The organism is Kluyvera sp. NPDC087067, assembly GCF_044745165.1.
Classification (GTDB): Bacteria; Pseudomonadota; Gammaproteobacteria; order Enterobacterales; family Enterobacteriaceae; genus Kluyvera.
In genome coordinates, this window is the sequence record NZ_JBIUZS010000007.1 from 196481 (window position 1) to 218804 (window position 22324).

Consider the following 22324-nt stretch of genomic DNA (forward strand, 5'->3'; position numbering starts at 1 on the left):
GCAAATATTCAATGTGGACTTTCCTGCCGTCTTTATAGACACTTCAGTTGTTACCCTGAGCGTAGGGAATTCCTAAGCTAATTCTCTAAGTGCCTTGAAATAACGGGCTTGACTGCGTTGTCAGTTCCGTTGCTGATTCGGCGCGGTGGCAATAAGGAAAAAAAGATGAATATGGATAATTGGTTTCTTCTTATGACAGTGAGGACGAGCAGAAATGGCTGAAATGCAAAACGATCCCTTATTGCCCGGCTATTCGTTTAACGCTCATCTGGTGGCGGGATTAACGCCGATTGAAGCCGGAGGATATCTGGATTTCTTTATCGACCGACCGCTGGGCATGAAGGGTTTTATTCTCAATATGACCGTGCGCGGCGAAGGGATCATTGAAAATCAGGGCAAACAGTTTGTCTGCCGCCAGGGCGATATGCTGCTGTTCCCGCCGGGAGAAATTCACCACTATGGCCGTCACCCCGACGCCAGCGAGTGGTATCACCAGTGGGTCTACTTCCGTCCTCGGGCTTACTGGCACGAATGGCTGCATTGGCCGACCATCGTGGGGCAAACCGGTTTTTATCGCCCGGATGAAGCGCACCAGGCGGAGATCACCAGTTTGTTCGGCAAGATTATCGATGCCGGGCAGGGCGTGGGGCGCTACTCGGAATTATTGGCGATTAACCTGCTTGAGCAACTGCTGCTGCGCCGCATGGAGGCGATTAACGAATCGCTGCATCCGCCGATGGACAACCGGGTGCGCGACGCCTGTCAGTACATCAGCGATCATCTGGCAGACAGCCACTTTGATATCGCAAGCGTCGCTCAGCACGTTTGTCTGTCGCCATCACGCCTATCGCATCTCTTTCGCCAACAGTTGGGCGTCAGCGTACTTAGCTGGCGGGAAGATCAGCGTATGAGCCAGGCAAAATTGCTGCTCAGCACCACGCGCATGCCGATCGCCAGCGTAGGGCGCAACGTCGGCTTTGAAGACCAGCTCTATTTTTCGCGCGTTTTTAAAAAATGTACCGGCGCGAGTCCGAGTGAATTTCGCGCAGGATGTGAATAATAAGTAAAGAAAAGGAAATGCAGTGTGTCGGCTTAGGTGTTTGCCAGTAAACTTTACTGATAATTGAAGGCTTGACGTTGTGGGTGACGCTCTGGAGAATCCCTGCTTCGTTTTTCAACCGGGCACACTATGCAAGAACTGCTGGAACACTTTATTACGCAATCCACCACCTATTCGCTGATTGCGGTCGCGTTGGTGGCATTTCTCGAATCGCTGGCGCTGGTGGGACTGATTCTCCCGGGGACCGTGATGATGGCGGGCCTCGGCGCGCTTATTGGCAGTGGTGAGGTGAATTTCTGGCAGGCGTGGCTGGTGGGCATTATCGGATGCCTGCTCGGCGACTGGATCTCCTTCTGGCTGGGATGGCGCTTTAAAGGGCCGCTGCATCGCTGGTCGTTTATGAAGAAAAACCGCGCGCTGCTGGATAAAACCGAGCACGCGCTGCATCAGCACAGCATGTTTACCATTCTGGTTGGCCGATTTGTCGGCCCGACGCGCCCGCTGGTGCCGATGGTGGCGGGAATGCTTGACCTGCCCATCGCCAAATTTATAACGCCCAATATTATTGGCTGTGTGCTGTGGCCGCCGCTGTATTTCCTGCCGGGGATCCTTGCCGGCGCGGCGATTGATATTCCGGCGGATGAAAACAGCGCCAGCTTTAAGTGGCTGCTGCTGGCCGCTGCGCTATTACTATGGGTCGCGGGATGGCTGTGCTGGCGTCTGTGGCGTAGTGCTAAAGAGAACCACGATCGTTTGACCGCGCTGCTGCCTCGTCAACGCCTGCTGTGGCTGGCCCCGCTGGTGATGGGCGTGGCGGTGGTAGCGCTGGTGAGCGTGATTCGTCACCCGCTGATGCCAGTGTATGTTGGGATTTTACGCAAGGTGGTGGGGCTGTAGGTTCCATTCGGCAATATCTATACAGGTTCTGTCAGCAATTTGAAGTGTTGTGATTGCTGACAGTTTCTATCTGTACGAGATTTGTTGGTTATTTTTATTCGGAATCCTTGAATAAGGGGAGCCCTTGGGATCTTCGCCACTTTTTGATCTCATTCATAATCCCCTCGGGCGTTCCTTCTTCTTCGCCCGATGGATAGTAAATGAGATCTGTACCATGGGGGTGTCCACTAATTGTTTCGAAATGCTCAAGTAATGGATCCAATCGCTCATCTGTTTCAGCCGTATTTTCTATAAATATTTCTTGAATGAATGAAAGGAATTCACTTTCAGTGTAATCAGTAATATTATTCTTGAGATGCATTTTTTTGCCTATGTAAGTCAATGTGGTTTTTGGGCGAAGTTACACGCAAGTTATCTAAACTATATACCTCACCACCGCTTGAAATTTCATTGATATGATGAATTTCATAGGATTTTCTTCTACCCACTCTATCAATTCTTTTTACTTGAGGTGCTTTACCTACGTTCATTCGGTCAATATTTGTTTGGCTAAATTCCATTGCCAGCTCTGGAGTTGCTGCAACTGTTTTCCATAGTTTTCTCCTGAATGAATTGAAACTTGAAAATTGTTGTCCATGCAATTTATCTGCAACCTGCACGGGTATCGGGGCCCCAAGTCCCGAGTTTGCTGTTTCCAGCCAGCGGCTATTATCAGGCAATATTTCGCCATTCCCCGTTGCCGTACCGGGTTCATCCCTTGCTGTCTTGAGATAAACATAAATCGGCTGAATCCCGGAATCCGCCGGAAACACCAGAATATAATCATTAAAATCGGCGACATCCGGCACCGGGAGCGGCGGCGTAGTGTATTCACCCTGGCCTTCCGGGATCGGATTCACCAGAATCGTCGGCTGGTCGATAGGGGGAATATTGCTGCCCGTATGGGCCGGTACATCTCCGGTCTGCGGTTTCCCCGGCGTCCAGGTAATCAGCGGCTCGTCTGCGCCGTGGGCGGGGGTAAATTCGTAGCGCTGAGCGTCGGTGTTCCATTGCATATTGGCGACGCGCACGTTTTCATACGGCGTACCTTCACCGGTATGCACGCCGTAAACCTGCGGTTTCCCGTGAATATCCGTTCCCCAGAAGAAGCGGACGCGGGTGGTGGCGGTGCCTCCTGCCAGCGCTTTTTTCCGCAGTTCTTCCTCATACCAGAACTCATCGCGTCCGGGTACGCGGTCGCTACCTTTTCCTGCAGAAGGAACATACAAAGCGGAGGCCAGCGCGCCAATCCAGGGTATCGCTCTGGCAGCGCCCAGAGCACCGCTGAGCGACCATTCGCCCGATACCTGCGTCAGTGCACCCAGTGCCAGTGGGGCGGCTGAGGCTTCTGCAGGCGGCGCGTAGCCGCAGCAGTCATCAACCACCGGCTGGGCAAATATCGCCATCTGGCCGAAGTTTTCTGCCGGTTCTTCTGCGCTTCCGGCATCCGTGCACCCTTTCTCTTTCAGGCAGGATTTGGCATAAACCGGGGTGATTTTTGGCGCAGGAGGAGAAGGCGGTTTTACCGGTGCAGGTTTCGGGGGCGCAGGCGGCTGGGTGCTACGCGGTATAAACAGATGATTATATTCTGCGGGAAGCGCCAGATAGTCGAACGCCGTATTGGCAATCAGGTGCTTGCACAGAATATAGTCATAAATCAGTGTAATATTTTCGGTCGGCAGATCGTCAGGCGTCACCCGTGTGCGAATATCGCTTACCGAAGCATTTCTCAGTTCAATGTAATAATAGCGCTCCCATCTGCCGGTTTGATTTATCCGCCACAAATCAATTTCAATAAACAGCCTTTCGTTATTAGTGATGGCATTACAAAATAGCGGCGTGCTTTTATCGATTAATTTCTGAAAACGCAGACCCTGAAGATTAACGTTGTCCCCTGTGCTACTGAGCGTATGGCTGAGAGAAAAGGCAAATATTTCGTCTTCATGCCCGCGCTGCCAGCGATTGCCTACCGACGCTTCGGTTCCACAGCCTGCAGAAATACTGCCCTGTTCTTCACCTGTAATCCGCAGGTAAATAATGTCACTCATTCCATTCGACCTTAGTTATTATATCCGCGCGGTCAGGTGATAAAGGAAAGAGTCAATAATTGATTAGCTATTGATGCTTTATCAGAAATAGTGAGATTCGTGTTTTGGATGGATATATAGAAGCTGGATGGGAAATAATGAAGTGGGTATATTTAATATGAATATTTACTGCCGGATGGCGCTGCGCTTATCCGGCCTACACTGGGGTGATTGCTTCGCGTAGGCCGGATAAGATGCGCTAGCATCGCCATCCGGCACAACATCACCCGCGAATGCCTAACAGCGCAGACGCGCTGGCACGGCCGCTTAACAATTCCTGCGTATCACCATCCCAGGCGATACGCCCGTCGGCGACGACCATCGCCCGGGTTGCGATGCGCGCGGCATCTTCAACGCTATGCGACACCATCAGCAACGTCAGTTGCTGGCGCTGACAGACATCGTCGACCAGCTGGAGCATCTCCTGACGCAATGCTGGATCGAGCGCCGAAAACGGTTCATCCAGCAGCAGGACGGGCTGCTCGCGCACCAGACAGCGTGCCAGCGCTGCGCGTTGACGCTGCCCGCCGGAAAGCTCGCCGGGCAACCTGTCCAGCATCGTTTCAATGCCCATCTGCTCGGCAATGACCGCAAGCTTGCGCTGCTGTTCGGCGTTGAGTTTCAGGCGTGGACTCATTCCCAGACCAATATTCTGCCGCACCGTCAGATGACTAAAGAGATTATTTTCCTGAAACAGCATCGACACCGGCCGCTGCGATGGCGGCGTGTGGGTATGCTCCCGCCCTTCCAGCATCAGCGTGCCGCTGGCAGGCGGCAGGAAACCGGCGATCAGGTTGAGTAGCGTCGATTTCCCCGCACCGCTGGGGCCGAGGATCGCCACTTTCTCACCCTGAGCGATAGAGGTGGTAAAGCGCATCGGTAAATGCTGATACAGCCAGGTGATATCATTGAGTTTTAGCATGGCGTCCGGGTAACTTCTCGATAACGGTAAAGAGCAGGAAGCACAGCAGCAGCAAAATCAGCGCCGTCACCGCGCCGTCCTCGCTGCGGTAGGCGCCAATTTGCTGATAGAGATAAAACGGCAGGGTGCGGAACTCATCATTGCCAAACAGCGCCACTACGCCAAAATCACCAATCGACAGAACGCAGGCAAACGCCAGCGCCTGGGCCAGCGGGCGTTTGAGCGCGCGAAGTTCCACCACCCGCAGTCGGTTGAGGCCGGAAATACCCAGTGATTCGCACAGAATACTGTAACGGGCGGTAATGTCGCGCATCGGAGTTTCCAGCACTTTGAGGGCATACGGCACCGCCATCAGCGCATTGGTGAAAATCACAATGCCATCGGCGGAGTCGGGCAGGCCGACGGTGTTATTGAGCAGCAGGAAGAAGCCGGTCGCCAGCACTATTCCGGGCATCGCCAGAATCAACATGCCGCTTAGCTCCATCGCCTGGCCGGTCAGCGGGCGGTTACGCGCCCGCAGCTCGCGACTGCTCCACAGCAGCATCATCGTCAATATCACGCACAGCAGGCCGGCGGCGAGGGCAATACGCACAGAGGTGATAAGCGCCTGCCATAATATCGGCTGCTCGAGCACCTCGAACATTGAAGGATTGATGCCGTCGACTATCACCGCCAAAAGCGGCGGCAGCAATAACAGGAGCGTCAGCATAATCAGCAGCGTGTCGGCTATTCGGCTGTGCCAGCGATCGTCCGGGTCACGCCAGCCATGAACCTGAGCGTTGCCAATGGCAATCGCCCGGCTTAGGCGCTGACTTAATAGCACCAGCGACAGACAGCAGGTCATTTGAATCATGGCCAGCATTGCCGCCCGCGCCGGGTCGTAGTCAAAGTTCAGCGCCTGGTAGATAGCCAGTTCGATGGTGGTGGCAGACGGCCCGCCGCCCAGCGAGAGTACGGTGGCGAAGCTGGCGAAACAAAGCATAAAGATAAGCGTCGCGATGGGTAATATTTGTCGCCGCAGCCATGGCCATTCCACCAGACGAAAGAACGGATAGCCGCGCATGCCAAGCTGCGCGGCAAGCTGGCGCTGTTCGCCGGGAACTTGTTCCAGCGCCTGTAGCAGCAGACGGGTTGCCATCGGCATATTAAAGAACACGTGCGCCAGCAGGATCCCTTGCAGGCCGTAGGGGGAGAAATGCCACTGCCAGCCAAACCAGGCGCAAAGCTGCGCCAGCCAGCCCTGACGACCGTAAACGCTCAGAATACCGAACACGGCGACCAGCACCGGCAAAATGAGCGTCATGGCGCACAGTCGTAGCAACAGCTGCCGGCCGGGGAAGCGTCGGCGATAGAGCGCGCGGGCAAGGAAAATTGCAGGAATGACGGACAACAATGCCGAAAGAAACGCCTGCCAGAAGGAGAAGCGCACCACGTGCCACAGGTAGCTGTCGGCAAGCAGCGTCGACCATGAGGCTTCCGGGGCGTTAAACCACAGCGACAAAAATGCCGCCAGAGCGACGGCCACCATCAGCGTGGTGGCCGCAAGCCCGGGATAGAGCCAGTGGGGAATTAGCGGCTGGCGGCGCGGAGCCATGCGTTAATCCAGTTTTGACGTTCGGTCGCTACCTGCTGCGGCGTAAATTGCAGGGCAGTTTGCGGTTTCACCAGGGTGTTAAAGCCTTCTGGCAGCGCAACTTGCGTCACCGGATACATCCAGTTGCCGGTTGGGATCGCCTTCTGGAAGGCAGGAGAAACCATAAAGTTCAGGAATTGATCCGCCAGTTTCTGCTGCTTACTGGCTGCGGTTTTTGCCGCCACTTCCACCTGCAGATAATGGCCTTCCGTAAAGGCCGCCGCGGCGTAGTTATCTTTCTTCTCTTCGATAATGTGGTAGGCCGGCGAGGTGGTGTAGCTTAGCACCAGATCGCTTTCCCCCTTCAGGAACAGGCCGTAGGCTTCGCTCCAGCCTTTGGTCACGGTGACGGTTTTAGCCGCCAGTTTCTGCCAGGCTTCTGGCGCTTTATCGCCATAGATTTTCTGCATCCACAGCAGCAGGCCTAAACCCGGCGTACTGGTGCGGGGATCCTGATAGATAACGCGCCATTTCTGGTCGCTTTCCACCAGTTCTTTCAGGCTTTTTGGCGGATTCTTGAGTTTGTTTTTATCGTAGACGAAAGCGAAGTAGCCGTAGTCGAATGGAACGAAGGTGTCGTTATTCCAGCCACCCGGAATGCTGACGGCGGTTGTGGGCACATTGCTTTTGGCAAACAGTTTGGTATCGGTTGCTGCCTGCAGGAGGTTGTTATCCAGCCCCAATACCACGTCGGCTTTACTGTTTTTGCCTTCCATACGCAGACGGTTTAACAGCGATACACCGTCTTCCAGCGCCACAAATTTCAGCTCGCACTGACAGTCGGCTTCAAACGCTTTCTTGACCGCAGGCCCAGGTCCCCAATCAGCGGCGAAAGAATCGTAGGTGTAGACCGTGAGGACGGGTTTAGCGAATGCTGGCACGGCAATGAGCGCCAGCAAGGGGAGTAATTTTTTAAGCACTTTGCACCTTTATTCATGGTGGCAAAGGATTTTGAGTCAGCCTCAAATCCCTTCGCCGGGATTATCCGGATCAGGTTCGACGGGTATATCTCAGCGTGCGCACTCGGCGCAGCACCCCGTTGAGAACGCCACATTGTAATGATTACGTGAATAAATCAAAAGCCTTATGAATCCGGCGGCGCAAACCATGCGGATTTAAAGTCGAACCAGCCTAAAGTATTCATTCGCACGCCGCGCATACTGCGCTGACCTTGTAGCATCAGCCAGTGGTGAATGAGCGGCACCACGCACTGATTCGCTAAAAGCTGCTGGCACCAGTCGGCCTGCGGGAGGTCGTCGGCGCGCCAGCGCTCGGCATCCTGTTCCCAGTCGAGAGGAATACAGTGGCGGATAAGCGGCACTTCATACAAAAAGGCAAACAGCGAAAAATCCAGCGGCAGCGTAAAGTTGGCGCTATTAAGCCAGATATCGCTGACCACCTCGCCCTGATGCCACTCCTCATACTCCACTTCCCGGATATTTAATTTCACCTGATGCGCTGCCAGCAGGGATTCCATAATGAGGCCAATCGTCCGATGCTCTACGTGTTCGCGGTAATAGGTCAGCGTTACCGATTCTAATCCTGCCGGTTTTTCACAGGCGCGGCTGCGGGCATGGTGCCAGCGCGGCAGCAGGCCGTAAGCCGGGAACCAATGGCTTTGGTGTTGCTCGCCCGCGTGGTACAGAAGATTGTTAGGATGGAAGATGTGGCTCAGCCACTGGCGTACCGCCGGATTGTTGCCAAGCGGGCTGCGGGCGTCGAACAGTAAATAGTAGCAACCTTCTTCAAGGCGGCTTTCGACCGCTTTTTCGCTCTGGGTGGTGCCCTCCAGCGTCAAACCACCGTTGGGTTCCTCGCTGATTTCCGGCAATACCCAAACGTTCACCTCGTCAATGAGCGCCCGGAAACCAAAGTAGTCGTCAAAGGCGAGGATCTTCAGCTGATTTTGGTTGTTACGCGCCACCGCATACGGGCCGGTGCCGACCGGCATACGCGAAAAGTCGGGCAGCGACTGCCACTCGCGCGGCAGGATCATCGCAGAAACCTGGCCTAACAGCAGCGGCAGCCAGCGATCGGGCTGCGCAAGATGGACATCCAGCGTCCAGGCGGTAGGGGAGTCGATGCGCGAAATATTAGAAAACAGCGGGAGCGTCATGCTGCGGTGCAGTGAGGTGATGACGTCTTCCATTTCCAATTCACGCCCGTGATGGAAATGAATGCCGGGGCGCAGGTAAAAACGCCAGTGTAATGGGGAAATTGCCTGCCAATGGTGCGCAATATCGGCTTCCAGTTCCCCATTTTCCTCATTTACCCGCGTTAATGCGCTGAATATTTGTCGGGCGATGTGGGTTTCAGAGCGGCGCAGAGCGGTTCCTGGCAGTAAATTGTGCATCGGACGGTAATAAAGCACGCGCAAAATATGCCGCCCTTGACGGAAACTGCGGCCTAGATGCGACACCAGCATCTGGCGCACCGCGGCCTTATCGCCCACTAATTGCACCAGCTGATCGATCCTGTCTTGCTCCAGCAGATCCTCCGCCCGTTGTTGCTGCAACGCAAGACCGGTATAGAGGAAGGTGAGCTTGGATCGCTTGCCGCGCCCGACTTCCGCCTCCCAGGTCAGCCACCCGCGCGCCTCCATGGTGTTCAACAGCGTCCGCATATGGCGACGAGAACAGCTCAGTAATTCAGCCAGATTATTCAGCGTGGTTTCCTGCGATTTTCCTTCGCAGCACTGCCATAAGCGGATGAATTGTTGTTGCAGTCGACCTGAAGACATAAAAGGGGAACTCCTGATAAAAACTCAGCAATTTATTAATCCCTATATTAGGCCAATAATTGCATTCGATGAAGCGAGATGGGAGGTCACCATGTATCAGTTCTACCAGCGATATTTCTCTGCTACTAAGAATGTTTCCTGGCTGGCCCGTCAGGCAACGGCACAGCGACTTGAAGTGCTGAGCTTTCTGATGCAATGGGAAGTGACGAAACCGACCTCTGAACATTAATTCGCCTAATCATGTGTGACTGAGTATTTGCCAGCAGGTATTATCTGCTGGCTTTTTTTATTCTTTCGCGTGCACAAAGGATTTCACATGCTCTGGTTAATGACGATGGGACGACGTCTCAACGGTGTGTATGCCGCCTTTATGATGGTGGCGTTTATGATGGGCATCGCGGGGGCGCTACAGGCGCCTACGCTGAGCCTGTATCTCAGCCGCGAAGTGGGCGTACAGCCATTCTGGGTGGGGCTTTTTTATACCGTCAATGCGATAGCGGGGATCGTCGTCAGCCTCGGGCTGGCTAAGCGCTCAGATAGCCGGGGCGATCGTCGTAAACTGATTATGTTCTGCTGCCTGATGGCGGTAGGCAATGCGCTGCTGTTTGCCTTCAATCGTCATTATCTGACCCTGATAACTTGTGGCGTGCTGCTGGCTTCCATCGCTAACGCCGCGATGCCGCAGCTGTTCGCGCTGGCGCGTGAGTATGCCGACAGCTCGGCGCGTGAAGTGGTGATGTTTAGCTCGGTGATGCGTGCACAATTATCGCTGGCGTGGGTGATTGGCCCGCCGCTGGCCTTTATGCTGGCGCTGAACTACGGTTTTACCGCCATGTTCTCGATTGCCGCGGTCATCTTTGCCATCAGCCTTGCGCTAATCGCCTTGACGCTGCCTTCGGTGGCGCGGGTTGAGCAGCCTGCCGACACCGTGCAGCTTCCGCTAAGTGGCTGGAAGGACAGCAACGTGCGTATGCTGTTTATCGCCTCCACGCTGATGTGGACCTGCAACACCATGTATATCATTGATATGCCGCTGTGGATCAGTAGCGATCTCGGCCTGCCGGACAGTCTGGCGGGGATCCTGATGGGCACCGCGGCGGGGCTTGAAATCCCGGCGATGATCCTCGCGGGCTACTACGTGAAGCGCTTTGGCAAACGTCGGATGATGGTGACGGCGGTAGCGGCGGGCGTGCTGTTCTATATTGGCCTGATTTTCTTCCACAGCCATACGTCGCTGTTGGTATTACAGCTGTTTAACGCGGTGTTTATCGGCATTGTTGCCGGGATAGGCATGCTGTGGTTCCAGGATCTGATGCCGGGACGAGCGGGGGCGGCGACCACGCTGTTTACCAATAGCATCTCAACCGGGGTGATTTTAGCCGGGATAATCCAGGGGGCGCTGGCGCAGAATTTTGGTCACTTCGCGGTGTACTGGGTGATTGCGGGGATTTCGCTGGTGACGCTGGTGATGACTGGGCGGGTGAAGGACGTTTAGGGCAGTAGAGCCTCCCCGGCGTCGCTGCGCTCGGCCGGGCTACCGTTTAATGTAGCCCGGACAAGGCGCGAACGCGCCGCCTCCGGGGAGGCAGCGGAGTCACAGATTACTGCATAAACGCCGGCTGCTTATTTTCGTAAGCAGAAATCGCCTCTTCATGCTGCAAGGTCAGGCCAATGCTATCCAGGCCGTTAATCATGCAATGGCGACGGAAGTCATCAATTTTAAAGCTGTAGGATTTCTCCCCCGCCTTAACCACCTGTGCTTCCAGGTCGACTTCAAATTTAATCCCCGGGTTGGCTTTGACCAACGCAAACATCTCATCAACCTGCGCATCGCTCAGGGTGACAGGCAGCAGCTGGTTGTTGAAGCTGTTGCCGTAGAAGATATCGGCGAAACTCGGGGCGATAACCACTTTAAAACCGTAGTCGGTCAGCGCCCACGGCGCGTGCTCGCGTGAAGAACCACAGCCAAAGTTTTCGCGCGCCAGCAGGATAGAAGCGCCCTTGTACTCCGGGAAGTTCAGTACAAACTCAGGATTCGGCTGCTCGCCTTTATCATCGAGGAAGCGCCAGTCGTTAAACAGGTGCGCGCCAAAGCCGGTACGAGTCACTTTCTGCAAAAACTGCTTCGGGATAATCGCATCGGTATCGACGTTCGCGGCATCCAGCGGTACCACCAGTCCCGTATGTTGGGTAAATTTCTCTGCCATGATGGTTTCCTTATTTCATGCTACGAATGTCGGCGAAATGGCCGGTAACGGCGGCCGCTGCGGCCATTGCTGGGCTGACCAGGTGAGTACGTCCACCGCGCCCCTGACGACCTTCAAAGTTACGGTTGCTGGTGGAAGCGCAGCGCTCGCCCGGGTTCAGGCGGTCGTTGTTCATCGCCAGACACATAGAGCAGCCCGGCAGACGCCATTCAAAACCGGCTTCGATAAAGATCTTATCCAGTCCTTCCGCTTCCGCCTGAGCTTTCACCGGGCCAGAACCTGGCACGACCAGCGCCTGCACGCCAGCCGCTACTTTACGGCCTTTGGCAATTTCTGCCGCCGCGCGTAAATCTTCAATACGCGAGTTGGTGCAAGAACCGATAAACACTTTATCAATAGCCACATCGGTCAGTGGGATACCCGGCTTCAGGCCCATGTAGGCCAGCGCTTTCTCGGCGCTGGCGCGTTCGACCGGGTCGTTAAAGGAGGCCGGGTCTGGAATATTGTCATTGACGGAAATCACCTGACCCGGATTCGTTCCCCAGGTGACCTGCGGCGCAATCTCTTCCGCTTGCAGAGTGACGACGCTGTCAAAGGTGGCGTCATCGTCGGTTTTCAGGGTTTTCCAGTAGGCAACGGCCTGGTCGAAATCTTTGCCTTTTGGCGCATGCAGACGGCCTTCCACGTAGTTAAAGGTGGTTTCGTCCGGCGCTACCAGACCCGCTTTCGCGCCCAGTTCGATCGCCATGTTGCACAAGGTCATACGGCCTTCCATGGTCAGGTCGCGAATCGCCTGGCCGCAGAACTCCACTACGTGACCGGTGCCGCCCGCGCTGCCGGTTTTACCGATAATCGCCAGCACGATATCTTTGGCGGTGATCCCCGGGGCGGCTTTGCCGTTGACTTCAATTTTCATGGTTTTGGCGCGGCCCTGCTTCAGGGTCTGCGTGGCCAGAACATGTTCCACTTCTGAGGTGCCGATACCGAACGCCAGTGCGCCGAACGCGCCGTGGGTCGCGGTGTGGGAGTCGCCGCAGACGATGGTCATGCCCGGCAGGGTGACGCCCTGTTCCGGCCCCATAACGTGGACGATACCCTGATAGGGGTGGTTCAGGTCATACAGTTCGACGCCGAACTCGTTGCAGTTTTTAATCAGCTCCTGCATCTGGATACGCGCCATCTCGCCGGAAGCATTGATGTCTTTCGTCTGCGTGGAGACGTTGTGATCCATGGTGGCGAAGGTTTTACCCGGCTGACGTACCGGACGCTTGTGCGCGCGCAGGCCGTCAAACGCCTGTGGAGAGGTGACTTCATGCACCAGGTGGCGGTCGATATACAGCAACGGCGTTTCGTTTGGCGCTTCATAAACCACGTGCGCTTCAAACAATTTTTCGTATAAGGTCTTCGCCATGATTACACCCCTTCGGCAACATAGCGGGCAATAATATCGCCCATTTCATCGGTACTGACTGCCGCGCTTCCGCGGGCTAAATCGCTGGTTCGTACGCCTTCTTCCAGCGCGCGGTTAATCGCGGCTTCAATAGCGGTGGCGGCGTCGTTGGCATCCAGGCTGTAGCGCAACAGCAGCGCCAGCGACAGGATTTGCGCAATCGGGTTAGCGATATTTTTACCAGCGATATCCGGTGCTGAGCCACCGGCCGGCTCGTACAGACCAAAGCCTTCTTCGTTCAGGCTGGCGGACGGCAGCATCCCCATGGAACCGGTGATCATCGCGCATTCGTCGGAAAGAATGTCGCCGAACAGGTTGGAACACAGCAGCACGTCAAACTGCGACGGGTCTTTAATCAGCTGCATGGTGGCGTTGTCGATATACATATGCGCCAGTTCAACGTCGGCATAGTCTTTGCTGATTTCGCTGACGATTTCGCGCCACAGAATGGAGGACTGCAACACGTTGGATTTGTCGATTGAGGTCACTTTGTGACGACGTTTGCGCGCGGACTCAAATGCAATACGTGCAATACGTTCGATCTCGAAACGGTGATACACCTCGGTATCAAACGCTTTCTCATGCTGGCCGCTGCCTTCACGGCCTTTCGGCTGGCCGAAATAGATGCCGCCGGTCAATTCACGGACGCACAGAATATCGAAGCCGTTAGCGGCGATATCGGCGCGCAGCGGGCAGAACTCTTCCAGCCCTTGGTACAGCTTCGCCGGACGCAGATTGCTGAACAGTTTGAAATGTTTACGCAGCGGCAGCAGCGCGCCGCGCTCTGGCTGCTGGTTCGGCGGCAAGTTTTCCCATTTCGGGCCGCCTACGGAACCGAACAGGATCGCGTCAGCCTGGTCGCAGCCATCGACGGTGGCCTGCGGTAACGGCTCGCCGTGCTTATCAATGGCGATGCCGCCAACATCGTAATGGCTGGTGGTAATACGCATATCAAAACGCTGACGCACGGCTTCCAGGACTTTCAATGCCTGTGTCATGACTTCCGGGCCAATACCATCACCCGGTAACACAGCAATATGGTAATTCTTCGACATTACACGGTTTCCTTATTGTTCTCGTTATTCTTAATCTTGCGTTGCAATTCTTTTTCGACTTCGGCGGCGCGCCAGATGTTGTTCAGTACGTGCACCATTGCTTTGGCGGAGGATTCGACGATGTCAGTTGCCAGACCGACGCCGTGGAAACGACGACCGTTGTAGGTGACAACGATATCCACCTGGCCCAGCGCATCTTTACCCTGGCCTTTGGCATTCAGGTCGTATTTCACCAGCTCAACGTCGTAGCCGGTAATGCGGTTAATCGCCTGGTAAATCGCGTCAACCGGACCGTTACCGTTGGCGGCTTCGGCTTTGGTTTCTTCACCGCAGGCCAGTTTCACGGACGCGGTCGCGATGTCGCTTGAACCAGACTGCACGCTGAAGTAGTCCAGACGGAAATGCTCAGGCTCTTCCTGCTGTTTGTTGATGAACGCCAGCGCTTCCAGGTCGTAATCGAAGACCTGACCTTTTTTGTCCGCCAGTTTCAGGAAGGCGTCGTACAGGTGGTCCATGTTGTAGTCGGTATCTTTGTAACCCATCTCTTCCATACGGTGCTTCACGGCGGCGCGGCCGGAGCGAGAAGTCAGGTTCAATTGCACCTGATTCAGGCCAATGGATTCCGGGGTCATGATTTCGTAGTTTTCGCGATTCTTCAGTACGCCATCCTGGTGAATGCCGGAAGAGTGCGCGAAGGCACCGGTGCCCACGATAGCTTTGTTCGCGGGGATCGGCATGTTGCAAATCTGGCTGACGGTCTGGCTGGTGCGCCAGATTTCATTGTGGTTGATGGCGGTATGCACGTTCATAATGTCTTTGCGCACTTTAATTGCCATGATTACTTCTTCCAGCGAGCAGTTACCGGCGCGTTCGCCGATGCCGTTCATCGCGCCTTCAACCTGACGAGCACCCGCGTGGACTGCGGCCAGGGAGTTACCGACCGCCATGCCTAAATCGTCGTGGGTGTGAACGGAGATAATCGCTTTATCGATGTTTGGAACGCGTTCGTACAGGCCGGTGATGATATTGGAGAACTCAAATGGCAGGGTATAGCCGACGGTATCTGGAATATTGATGGTTGTGGCACCGGCGTTGATTGCCGCTTCAACCACGCGAGACAGCTGATCGATTGGCGTACGGCCCGCATCTTCACAGGAGAATTCGACATCGTCGGTATAGTTACGCGCGCGTTTCACCATATACACCGCGCGTTCGATAACTTCTTCCAGCGTGCTGCGCAGCTTGGTGGCGATGTGCATTGGCGAGGTCGCAATAAAAGTATGAATTCGGAATGCTTCAGCAATCTTCAATGATTCGGCGGCGACATCAATATCCTGCTCGACGCAGCGCGCCAGAGCACAAACGCGGCTGTTCTTAATATTGCGCGCGATAGTCTGCACCGACTCGAAATCGCCCGGTGAAGAGACCGGAAACCCGACTTCCATCACGTCAACGCCCATACGTTCGAGGGCAAAAGCAATCTGCAGCTTCTCTTTCACGCTCAGGCTTGCCTGTAATGCCTGTTCCCCATCACGTAAGGTCGTATCAAAAATAATGACTTGCTGGCTCATGGTTTAGGTCCTTGGTTGACTTGGGGCGCCTTGCTACGAGCATAAAAAAACCCGCGCAGTGGCGCGGGTTTTCGTTTAACTGATGATGACTAACGCAGAACGTCGCACACCAGCCTACCGCGCACAGAAGAGGCGTTTAGTAGTAGTAGGCCGTTGAAGCGAGTTGTACGGAACATGGTCATCAATCTCCAGATTCATTCGATATGCTATTAGTGGTACTGGATATGCTTTCTGATGTCAACCCTGCCTGAAGAAACCAGGGAAATTACCGGCGTTAACGAAACGGTAGGATTAGCTAATTGTGCTGACGAAAGTCTCATTTTATAGCGGATCATTTTTTGGATTAATTCATGATTTTCATATTTTGTCGCAATTAAACATGTTCTATTGCAATCAAACACGTATCAGCCATGCTTTAAGGAGATAGCTATCTTGATGATAATTATGAATTTGTCGCTTTTGTTGTTGAGTGTTGTAGATAAATAAAGCGTATCTCTGATAAGAAAATGTTAATTTAAATTAAGTTTTAAAAAATACATTTTAATAAATCTTAAAAAGAAGTGTCCACTTTAGGCATGTTGTGTATTCGCGTGATCTATGGGTAAACTGCGTCCAATCAACTTGGTTATATAAATAAGAGCAACTTTTGTCCTACAGAAGCTGCATTTTGCATCTTTATATATTCCTATTTTTATTGGTTCCTCTTTTTTGGATCTTATATGCATGGTAAATCATATAGCCACAATATATTTCTGCGATTTTGCAAAGGGAGTTTTGTATGACAGTGGAATCTGAAAGCGTAATTAACGCCTCAGGGCAACAGCGTGTATCCGCTAATGAAGGAACTAAACCGCAGCTTCGGATGGTCGATTTAAATTTGCTTACCGTATTTGATGCGGTGATGCAGGAGCAAAATATCACGCGTGCCGCCCATATCCTTGGCATGTCACAGCCAGCAGTGAGTAACGCTGTTGCGCGTTTAAAAGTGATGTTTAATGATGAATTGTTTGTTCGTTATGGCCGTGGTATTCAGCCGACAGCGCGGGCGTTCCAGCTGTTTGGCTCAGTGCGCCAGGCGTTGCAGTTAGTCCAGAATGAGCTGCCGGGCTCGGGCTTTGAACCGCTGAGCAGCGAGCGCGTATTTAATATCTGCGTTTGTAGTCCATTGGATAATTACCTGACATCAATTATCCTCAATAAGGTGAATGAAGTAGCGCCACATATTCACATGGTGTTTAAGTCCTCCTTAAATCAAAATACAGAACATCAGCTTCGTTACCAGGAAATTGAATTTGTTCTTGGCTATGAAGAGTTCCGTCGTCCTGAGTTCGCGTGCGTGCCATTATTTAATGACGAAATGGTGCTGGTGGCGAGTAAGAAACACCCGCGCATTAATGGGCCGGTCACTGAAGCGGTTGTTTATCAGGAAGAACATGCCGTTGTTTCCCTCGACCGCTATGCGTCATTTAGCCAGCCGTGGTATGACTCGGTCGATAAACAAAGCCGAATTGCCTATCAAGGGATGGCATTAATAAGCGTACTGAATGTTGTTTCCCAAACTCATTTAGTGGCTATTGCTCCACGCCGTCTGGCAGAAGAGTTCTCCGAGCAGTTAGGTCTGCAAGTATTACCGCTGCCAATGAAACTTAACAGTCGTACCTGCTACCTTTCATGGCATGAAGCCGCAGGGCGAGATAAAGGCCATCAATGGATGGAAGAACTGCTGATTAACGCGTGTCGTCAGCAGTAATTCGTATCGATAGTTAGTCTGTATTAATGTCATATTTATTTTGTAAATCGTTAGAAATATAAAATATTATTCTGTTGTTTATCGCCGGTTCGCCCGGCGATAAAGTCAAAAATTACAGGTTTGCCTGTAATCATCAGTTTCACCCGAGTATCTACGCTCTCCTTTTCTTATCGCTGAAGTAATCTTCCATTATTTTCCCTTTTCTCCTTATTTTTCCTCTTTTTAGTACGGCATCTACTGCGGATGTGCGAATTGCCTGCCTCGTGGCGAGCGGTTATGTTAGTTCGTTATTGATAATTTCGCGTCGGTGGAAACCCTTCGCCGTCAGCACATGACCTCGGGAAAATGAATTCCCCGTCATCAAGAAGATTAAGCCTGGAGGCAAACCATGGAGATGTTGTCTGGAGCCGAGATGGTCGTCCGATCGTTAATCGATCAGGGCGTGAAGCAGGTATTTGGCTATCCGGGAGGCGCGGTTCTCGATATTTATGACGCGCTGCATACGGTCGGCGGTATTGACCATGTGCTGGTGCGTCATGAGCAAGCCGCGGTACATATGGCCGACGGCCTGGCGCGCGCAACCGGGGAGGTCGGGGTGGTGCTCGTCACCTCGGGGCCGGGGGCGACCAACGCCATTACCGGGATTGCGACAGCCTATATGGACTCTATCCCGCTGGTGGTGCTATCAGGCCAGGTGGCGACGTCGCTGATTGGCTACGATGCCTTCCAGGAGTGCGACATGGTTGGGGTTTCGCGCCCGGTCGTGAAACACAGCTTCCTGGTTAAAAACACTGAAGATATTCCCGGTGTGCTGAAAAAAGCGTTTTGGCTGGCTGCCAGCGGTCGCCCGGGGCCGGTCGTGGTTGATCTGCCAAAAGATATCCTTAACCCCGCGAACAAGCTGCCATACGTCTGGCCTGATTCGGTCAGCATGCGTTCTTATAACCCAACAACAACCGGACACAAAGGGCAGATTAAGCGCGCGCTGCAAACGCTTATCGCGGCGAAAAAACCGGTGGTATATGTGGGCGGCGGGGTAGTGAACGCCGAATGTCACGCACAGCTGCGTGTACTCATTGAAAAACTCAATTTACCGGTCACCTCTTCATTAATGGGGTTGGGAGCCTTCCCGGCTACGCATCGTCAGGCGCTAGGCATGTTGGGGATGCATGGCACTTACGAAGCAAACATGACCATGCATCACTCCGATGTGATCTTCGCGGTCGGCGTCCGCTTTGACGATCGCACTACCAATAACCTGGCGAAGTACTGCCCGAATGCCACGGTACTGCATATTGATATCGATCCTACGTCGATCTCGAAAACGGTGCCTGCTGATATTCCGATCGTGGGGGATGCCGGCCTGGTATTGGATCAAATGCTGGAGCTGTTGGATCAAGAGCGTGCCGCCCAACCGCTTGATGATATTCGCGACTGGTGGCAGCAAATAGAGCAGTGGCGGGCCCGTCAGTGCCTTAAGTATGACACCCAAAGTGACAAGATTAAGCCGCAGGCGGTGGTGGAAGCCGTCTGGAAATTGACCCACGGCGATGCCTACGTCACCTCTGATGTCGGGCAGCATCAAATGTTTGCCGCGCTGTATTATCCCTTCGATAAGCCACGCCGATGGATTAACTCCGGCGGGCTGGGCACCATGGGCTTCGGTTTGCCTGCGGCGCTGGGCGTAAAGATGGCGCTGCCGGATGAGACGGTGGTCTGCGTCACGGGCGATGGCAGCATTCAGATGAATATCCAGGAGCTGTCGACCGCGCTGCAATATAATCTGCCGGTGCTGGTGCTCAACCTGAACAACGGCTACCTCGGGATGGTGAAACAGTGGCAGGACATGATTTACTCCGGCCGACACTCCCAATCGTATATGCAGTCGCTGCCGGACTTTGTCCGTCTGGCTGAGGCCTATGGCCATGTGGGGATCCGTATCACCGAACCTTCTGAGCTTGAGAGCAAGCTAACTCAGGCGCTGGAGCAGGTGCGCAACAATCGGCTGGTGTTTGTCGATGTTTGCGTGGATGGAAGCGAACATGTCTACCCGATGCATATCCGGGGTGGGGCGATGGACGAGATGTGGCTGAGTAAAACGGAGAGAACCTGATTATGCGTCGGATATTATCGGTACTGCTGGAAAATGAGTCTGGCGCGCTTTCGCGCGTGATTGGGCTTTTCTCACAACGTGGCTATAACATTGAAAGCCTGACCGTCGCACCCACTGACGATCCCACGCTATCGCGCATGACCATTCAGACGGTCGGCGATGAGAAAACCATTGAGCAAATCGAAAAGCAGCTTCACAAGCTGGTTGATGTGCTGCGCGTCACCGAACTTGGGCAAGGTGGTCACGTCGAGCGAGAAATCATGCTGGTGAAGGTTCAGGCCAGCGGTTATGGTCGCGATGAGGTCAAACGTAACACGGAAATATTCCGCGGGCAGATTATTGATGTGACGCCATCGCTTTATACCGTACAACTGGTGGGCACCAGTGATAAGCTGGACGCATTCCTGGCCTCACTGCGTGACGTTGCCCGAATTGTGGAAGTGGCACGCTCAGGCGTCGTGGGATTGTCGCGTGGCGACAAGATTATGCGCTAATCGCGTCTCGGCCTGAATTCGTCATCATGAACAGTAGGCCGGATAAGCAAAGCGCCATCCGGCAACTTGCAGGGTTCTGCCGGATAGTGCTTTGCTTATCCGGCCTATAACTCATCGCTTTATCGTAGCCTGACCCAACGTCGGGCTTTTTTTTGCGAAATCAGCAATAAGTGCGATGAAAAGCTATTGCCGATGCGATCATTCTGCGCTTAGATGTTACGGATTATACTTATAAAGCAAGGGGCAATTGTGAAACTGGATGAGATCGCCCGGCTTGCCGGTGTTTCCCGAACCACCGCCAGCTATGTGATTAACGGCAAAGCGAAGCAGTACCGTGTCAGCGACAAGACTGTCGAAAAAGTGATGGCCGTGGTGCGCGAGCACAACTACCATCCTAATGCGGTTGCCGCAGGCCTGCGTGCAGGACGTACGCGTTCCATCGGATTAGTGATCCCGGATCTGGAAAATACCAGCTATACGCGCATCGCCAACTACCTTGAGCGTCAGGCCCGTCAGCGAGGTTATCAGCTGCTGATCGCCTGTTCTGAGGATCAGCCGGATAACGAAATGCGTTGTATAGAGCATCTGCTGCAACGTCAGGTCGATGCCATTATTGTTTCCACCTCTCTCCCGCCGGAACATCCGTTCTACCAGCGCTGGGCGAATGACGCATTCCCGATTGTCGCGCTTGACCGTGCGCTCGACCGTGAACACTTCACCAGCGTCGTTGGCGCCGATCAGGACGATGCCGAAATGCTGGCCGCTGAGTTGCGTACCTTCCCGGCTGAAACGGTGCTTTATCTTGGTGCGTTGCCGGAGCTGTCGGTCAGCTATCTGCGCGAGCAGGGTTTCCGCACGGCCTGGAAAGACGATCCGCGCGAAGTGCATTTCCTCTATGCCAATAGCTATGAACGCGAAGCCGCGGCGGCGCTGTTTGAGAAATGGCTTGAAACTCATCCTATGCCGCAGGCGCTGTTCACGACCTCATTTGCGCTATTACAAGGGGTAATGGACGTCACGCTGCGCCGTGAAGGTAAGCTGCCGACCGATTTGGCGATTGCCACCTTTGGCGATAACGAGTTGCTCGACTTCTTACAGTGCCCCGTACTGGCCGTGGCCCAGCGCCACCGCGATGTCGCGGAGCGCGTGCTTGAAATTGTGCTGGCAAGCCTCGATGAACCGCGCAAGCCAAAACCTGGCCTGAGCCGTATTCGCCGTAATCTTTACCATCGCGGCAGCCTCAGCCGTCGATAAACGCGAAAGGATGAAGGTACATGATATTTCCTTCATCCTTTTAAGCATTATTTCCTTGAGGATATTCAGATAATTCCTTAATTTTTATTAGCCCTCTATTTAATTGCGCCGAAATGAGCGTTTTGTTGTTTATTAATGTGAAGATAAAGTAAAAATATATTGTTTGTGTATTATTTTGTTACATTTGCCCGGCGGATTGCCGAAATAACAAACACTTCTCCAGTCACCTACCAGAATGCGCAGCCTGTCGCTCGCGAATTCCTTGCCGGGGCTCGCCACAAGGACTGTTAACCAACCGCATAATGTCCTAAAATGCCGCTCGCGTCGCAAACTGACACTTTATAAATTCTTTTGAAGATATTTCGTCACGTTAACGTGATGTGAATCAGCCTGTATTTTTCTTGCGGGGATTCATGACGTTAATTTGCCTCGTAGGTTGGATAATTTTTAATCATGGCTAATATTGGCCGCAAATAGTGGTTTTTTGGACTCCGTTGGCATTGATGCTGGCTTGACAAGCTTTTCCTCTGCTCCGTAAACTCCTTGAAGTGGGAATTTGTGGGGTAAAGTGGTGATAAGGGGAGAGGCTGGCATGTTCCGGGGGGCAACGTTAGTCAATCTTGACAGCAAAGGGCGTTTAGCCGTCCCTGTCCGATATCGGGACCAGCTTGTCGAGAGCGCTACCGGTCAAATGGTTTGCACCATTGACATCCATCACCCCTGCCTGCTGCTTTATCCGTTACCTGAATGGGAAATTATCGAACAAAAACTATCGCGTCTGTCGAGCATGAACCCCGCCGAGCGCCGTGTGCAACGGCTGCTGTTAGGACATGCCAGTGAATGTCAGATGGATAGTGCGGGGCGATTATTGATTGCGCCGGTTTTACGGCAACACGCCGGATTGACCAAAGAAGTGATGCTGGTCGGGCAGTTCAATAAATTTGAGCTGTGGGATGAAACGGCCTGGTATCAACGGGTCAAGGAAGATATCGACGCTGAGCAATCTGCTTCAGGGGAGCTGTCGGAGCGATTGCAGGATTTGTCCTTATAAA

At 53.6% G+C, this 22324-nt stretch carries 20 protein-coding genes and 1 riboswitch; of the genes, 9 read left to right on the forward strand and 11 right to left on the reverse strand.

Going from position 1 to position 22324, the window contains the following annotated elements; genetic code table 11:
- Positions 1–214 precede the first annotated feature (214 nt).
- Together araC and ACIPDS_RS17990 are read left to right on the forward strand one after the other, a co-directional pair.
- On the forward strand, positions 215–1060 hold the full coding sequence (araC, locus tag ACIPDS_RS17985) for an arabinose operon transcriptional regulator AraC (RefSeq protein ID WP_400738718.1): 846 nt from the start codon (positions 215–217) through the stop codon (positions 1058–1060).
- 129 nt (positions 1061–1189) lie between these two features.
- Positions 1190–1957 carry a DedA family protein gene (locus ACIPDS_RS17990; protein WP_166516355.1) on the forward strand — a complete coding sequence of 256 codons (768 nt, stop codon included), beginning with the start codon at positions 1190–1192 and terminating at the stop codon, positions 1955–1957.
- Between the two features lie 94 nt (positions 1958–2051).
- On the opposite strand, the gene ACIPDS_RS17995 is transcribed toward ACIPDS_RS17990, so the two are convergent.
- The 6 genes from ACIPDS_RS17995 to sgrR all read right to left on the reverse strand — a co-directional run bounded on the left by ACIPDS_RS17995 (position 2052) and on the right by sgrR (position 9378).
- Positions 2052–2318, reverse strand: a complete 267-nt coding sequence (locus ACIPDS_RS17995) for a bacteriocin immunity protein (RefSeq protein ID WP_400738721.1) — start codon at positions 2316–2318, stop codon at positions 2052–2054.
- Positions 2302–4044: a type VI secretion system tube protein TssD gene (tssD, locus tag ACIPDS_RS18000; protein ID WP_400738724.1), complete on the reverse strand. Its 1743-nt coding sequence runs from the start codon at positions 4042–4044 to the stop codon at positions 2302–2304. The genes ACIPDS_RS17995 and tssD overlap by 17 nt, the downstream gene beginning before the upstream one ends.
- Positions 4045–4306: 262 nt before the next feature.
- Positions 4307–5005, reverse strand: coding sequence for a thiamine ABC transporter ATP-binding protein ThiQ (thiQ, locus tag ACIPDS_RS18005; RefSeq protein ID WP_400738726.1), 699 nt, complete (start codon positions 5003–5005; stop codon positions 4307–4309).
- Positions 4989–6599, reverse strand: a complete 1611-nt coding sequence (thiP, locus tag ACIPDS_RS18010) for a thiamine/thiamine pyrophosphate ABC transporter permease ThiP (protein WP_400738729.1) — start codon at positions 6597–6599, stop codon at positions 4989–4991. Before thiP ends, thiQ begins: the two co-directional genes overlap by 17 nt.
- Positions 6575–7558, reverse strand: a complete 984-nt coding sequence (gene thiB, locus ACIPDS_RS18015; RefSeq protein WP_400738732.1) for a thiamine ABC transporter substrate binding subunit — start codon at positions 7556–7558, stop codon at positions 6575–6577. Before thiB ends, thiP begins: the two co-directional genes overlap by 25 nt.
- Before the next feature lie 29 nt (positions 7559–7587).
- Positions 7588–7687, reverse strand: a riboswitch (TPP riboswitch).
- A gap of 35 nt (positions 7688–7722) precedes the next feature.
- Positions 7723–9378, reverse strand: coding sequence for an HTH-type transcriptional regulator SgrR (gene sgrR, locus ACIPDS_RS18020; RefSeq protein WP_400738735.1), 1656 nt, complete (start codon positions 9376–9378; stop codon positions 7723–7725).
- 91 nt (positions 9379–9469) lie between these two features.
- On the opposite strand from sgrR, the gene sgrT reads away from it, so the two are divergent.
- Together sgrT and ACIPDS_RS18030 are read left to right on the forward strand one after the other, a co-directional pair.
- Positions 9470–9607, forward strand: coding sequence for a glucose uptake inhibitor SgrT (sgrT, locus tag ACIPDS_RS18025; protein WP_166516348.1), 138 nt, complete (start codon positions 9470–9472; stop codon positions 9605–9607).
- A gap of 87 nt (positions 9608–9694) precedes the next feature.
- Positions 9695–10873 carry a sugar efflux transporter gene (locus ACIPDS_RS18030; RefSeq protein WP_400738738.1) on the forward strand — a complete coding sequence of 393 codons (1179 nt, stop codon included), beginning with the start codon at positions 9695–9697 and terminating at the stop codon, positions 10871–10873.
- Positions 10874–10979: 106 nt separating this feature from the next.
- Here the strand turns inward: ACIPDS_RS18030 and leuD are convergent, their stop codons facing one another.
- From leuD to leuL, 5 genes are all read right to left on the reverse strand, one after another.
- Positions 10980–11585 carry a 3-isopropylmalate dehydratase small subunit gene (gene leuD / locus ACIPDS_RS18035; protein WP_400738740.1) on the reverse strand — a complete coding sequence of 202 codons (606 nt, stop codon included), beginning with the start codon at positions 11583–11585 and terminating at the stop codon, positions 10980–10982.
- 10 nt (positions 11586–11595) lie between these two features.
- Positions 11596–12996: a 3-isopropylmalate dehydratase large subunit gene (leuC, locus tag ACIPDS_RS18040; RefSeq protein ID WP_400738742.1), complete on the reverse strand. Its 1401-nt coding sequence runs from the start codon at positions 12994–12996 to the stop codon at positions 11596–11598.
- A gap of 2 nt (positions 12997–12998) precedes the next feature.
- Positions 12999–14090, reverse strand: coding sequence for a 3-isopropylmalate dehydrogenase (gene leuB / locus ACIPDS_RS18045; RefSeq protein ID WP_400738744.1), 1092 nt, complete (start codon positions 14088–14090; stop codon positions 12999–13001).
- Complete coding sequence (gene leuA, locus ACIPDS_RS18050) at positions 14090–15661, reverse strand: 2-isopropylmalate synthase (protein ID WP_166516343.1); 1572 nt, start codon at positions 15659–15661, stop codon at positions 14090–14092. Before leuA ends, leuB begins: the two co-directional genes overlap by 1 nt.
- Before the next feature lie 89 nt (positions 15662–15750).
- A complete protein-coding gene (gene leuL / locus ACIPDS_RS18055; RefSeq protein WP_400738747.1) occupies positions 15751–15843 on the reverse strand; it encodes a leu operon leader peptide in 93 nt (30 codons plus the stop codon).
- Positions 15844–16439: 596 nt separating this feature from the next.
- Here leuL and leuO point away from each other — a divergent pair.
- The 5 genes from leuO (at position 16440) to mraZ (ending at position 22323) form a co-directional block, all read left to right on the forward strand.
- Positions 16440–17411: a transcriptional regulator LeuO gene (leuO, locus tag ACIPDS_RS18060; RefSeq protein WP_166516342.1), complete on the forward strand. Its 972-nt coding sequence runs from the start codon at positions 16440–16442 to the stop codon at positions 17409–17411.
- Between the two features lie 388 nt (positions 17412–17799).
- On the forward strand, positions 17800–19524 hold the full coding sequence (gene ilvI / locus ACIPDS_RS18065; protein ID WP_400738750.1) for an acetolactate synthase 3 large subunit: 1725 nt from the start codon (positions 17800–17802) through the stop codon (positions 19522–19524).
- A 2-nt stretch (positions 19525–19526) separates the two neighbouring features.
- The gene (gene ilvN / locus ACIPDS_RS18070; protein ID WP_061282266.1) at positions 19527–20018 is read left to right on the forward strand and encodes an acetolactate synthase small subunit; all 492 of its coding nucleotides are present in this window, start codon (positions 19527–19529) and stop codon (positions 20016–20018) included.
- A 249-nt stretch (positions 20019–20267) separates the two neighbouring features.
- Complete coding sequence (cra, locus tag ACIPDS_RS18075; RefSeq protein WP_166516340.1) at positions 20268–21272, forward strand: catabolite repressor/activator; 1005 nt, start codon at positions 20268–20270, stop codon at positions 21270–21272.
- A 592-nt stretch (positions 21273–21864) separates the two neighbouring features.
- A complete protein-coding gene (mraZ, locus tag ACIPDS_RS18080; RefSeq protein WP_166516500.1) occupies positions 21865–22323 on the forward strand; it encodes a division/cell wall cluster transcriptional repressor MraZ in 459 nt (152 codons plus the stop codon).
- The last annotated feature ends 1 nt before the right edge of the window (position 22324 follow it).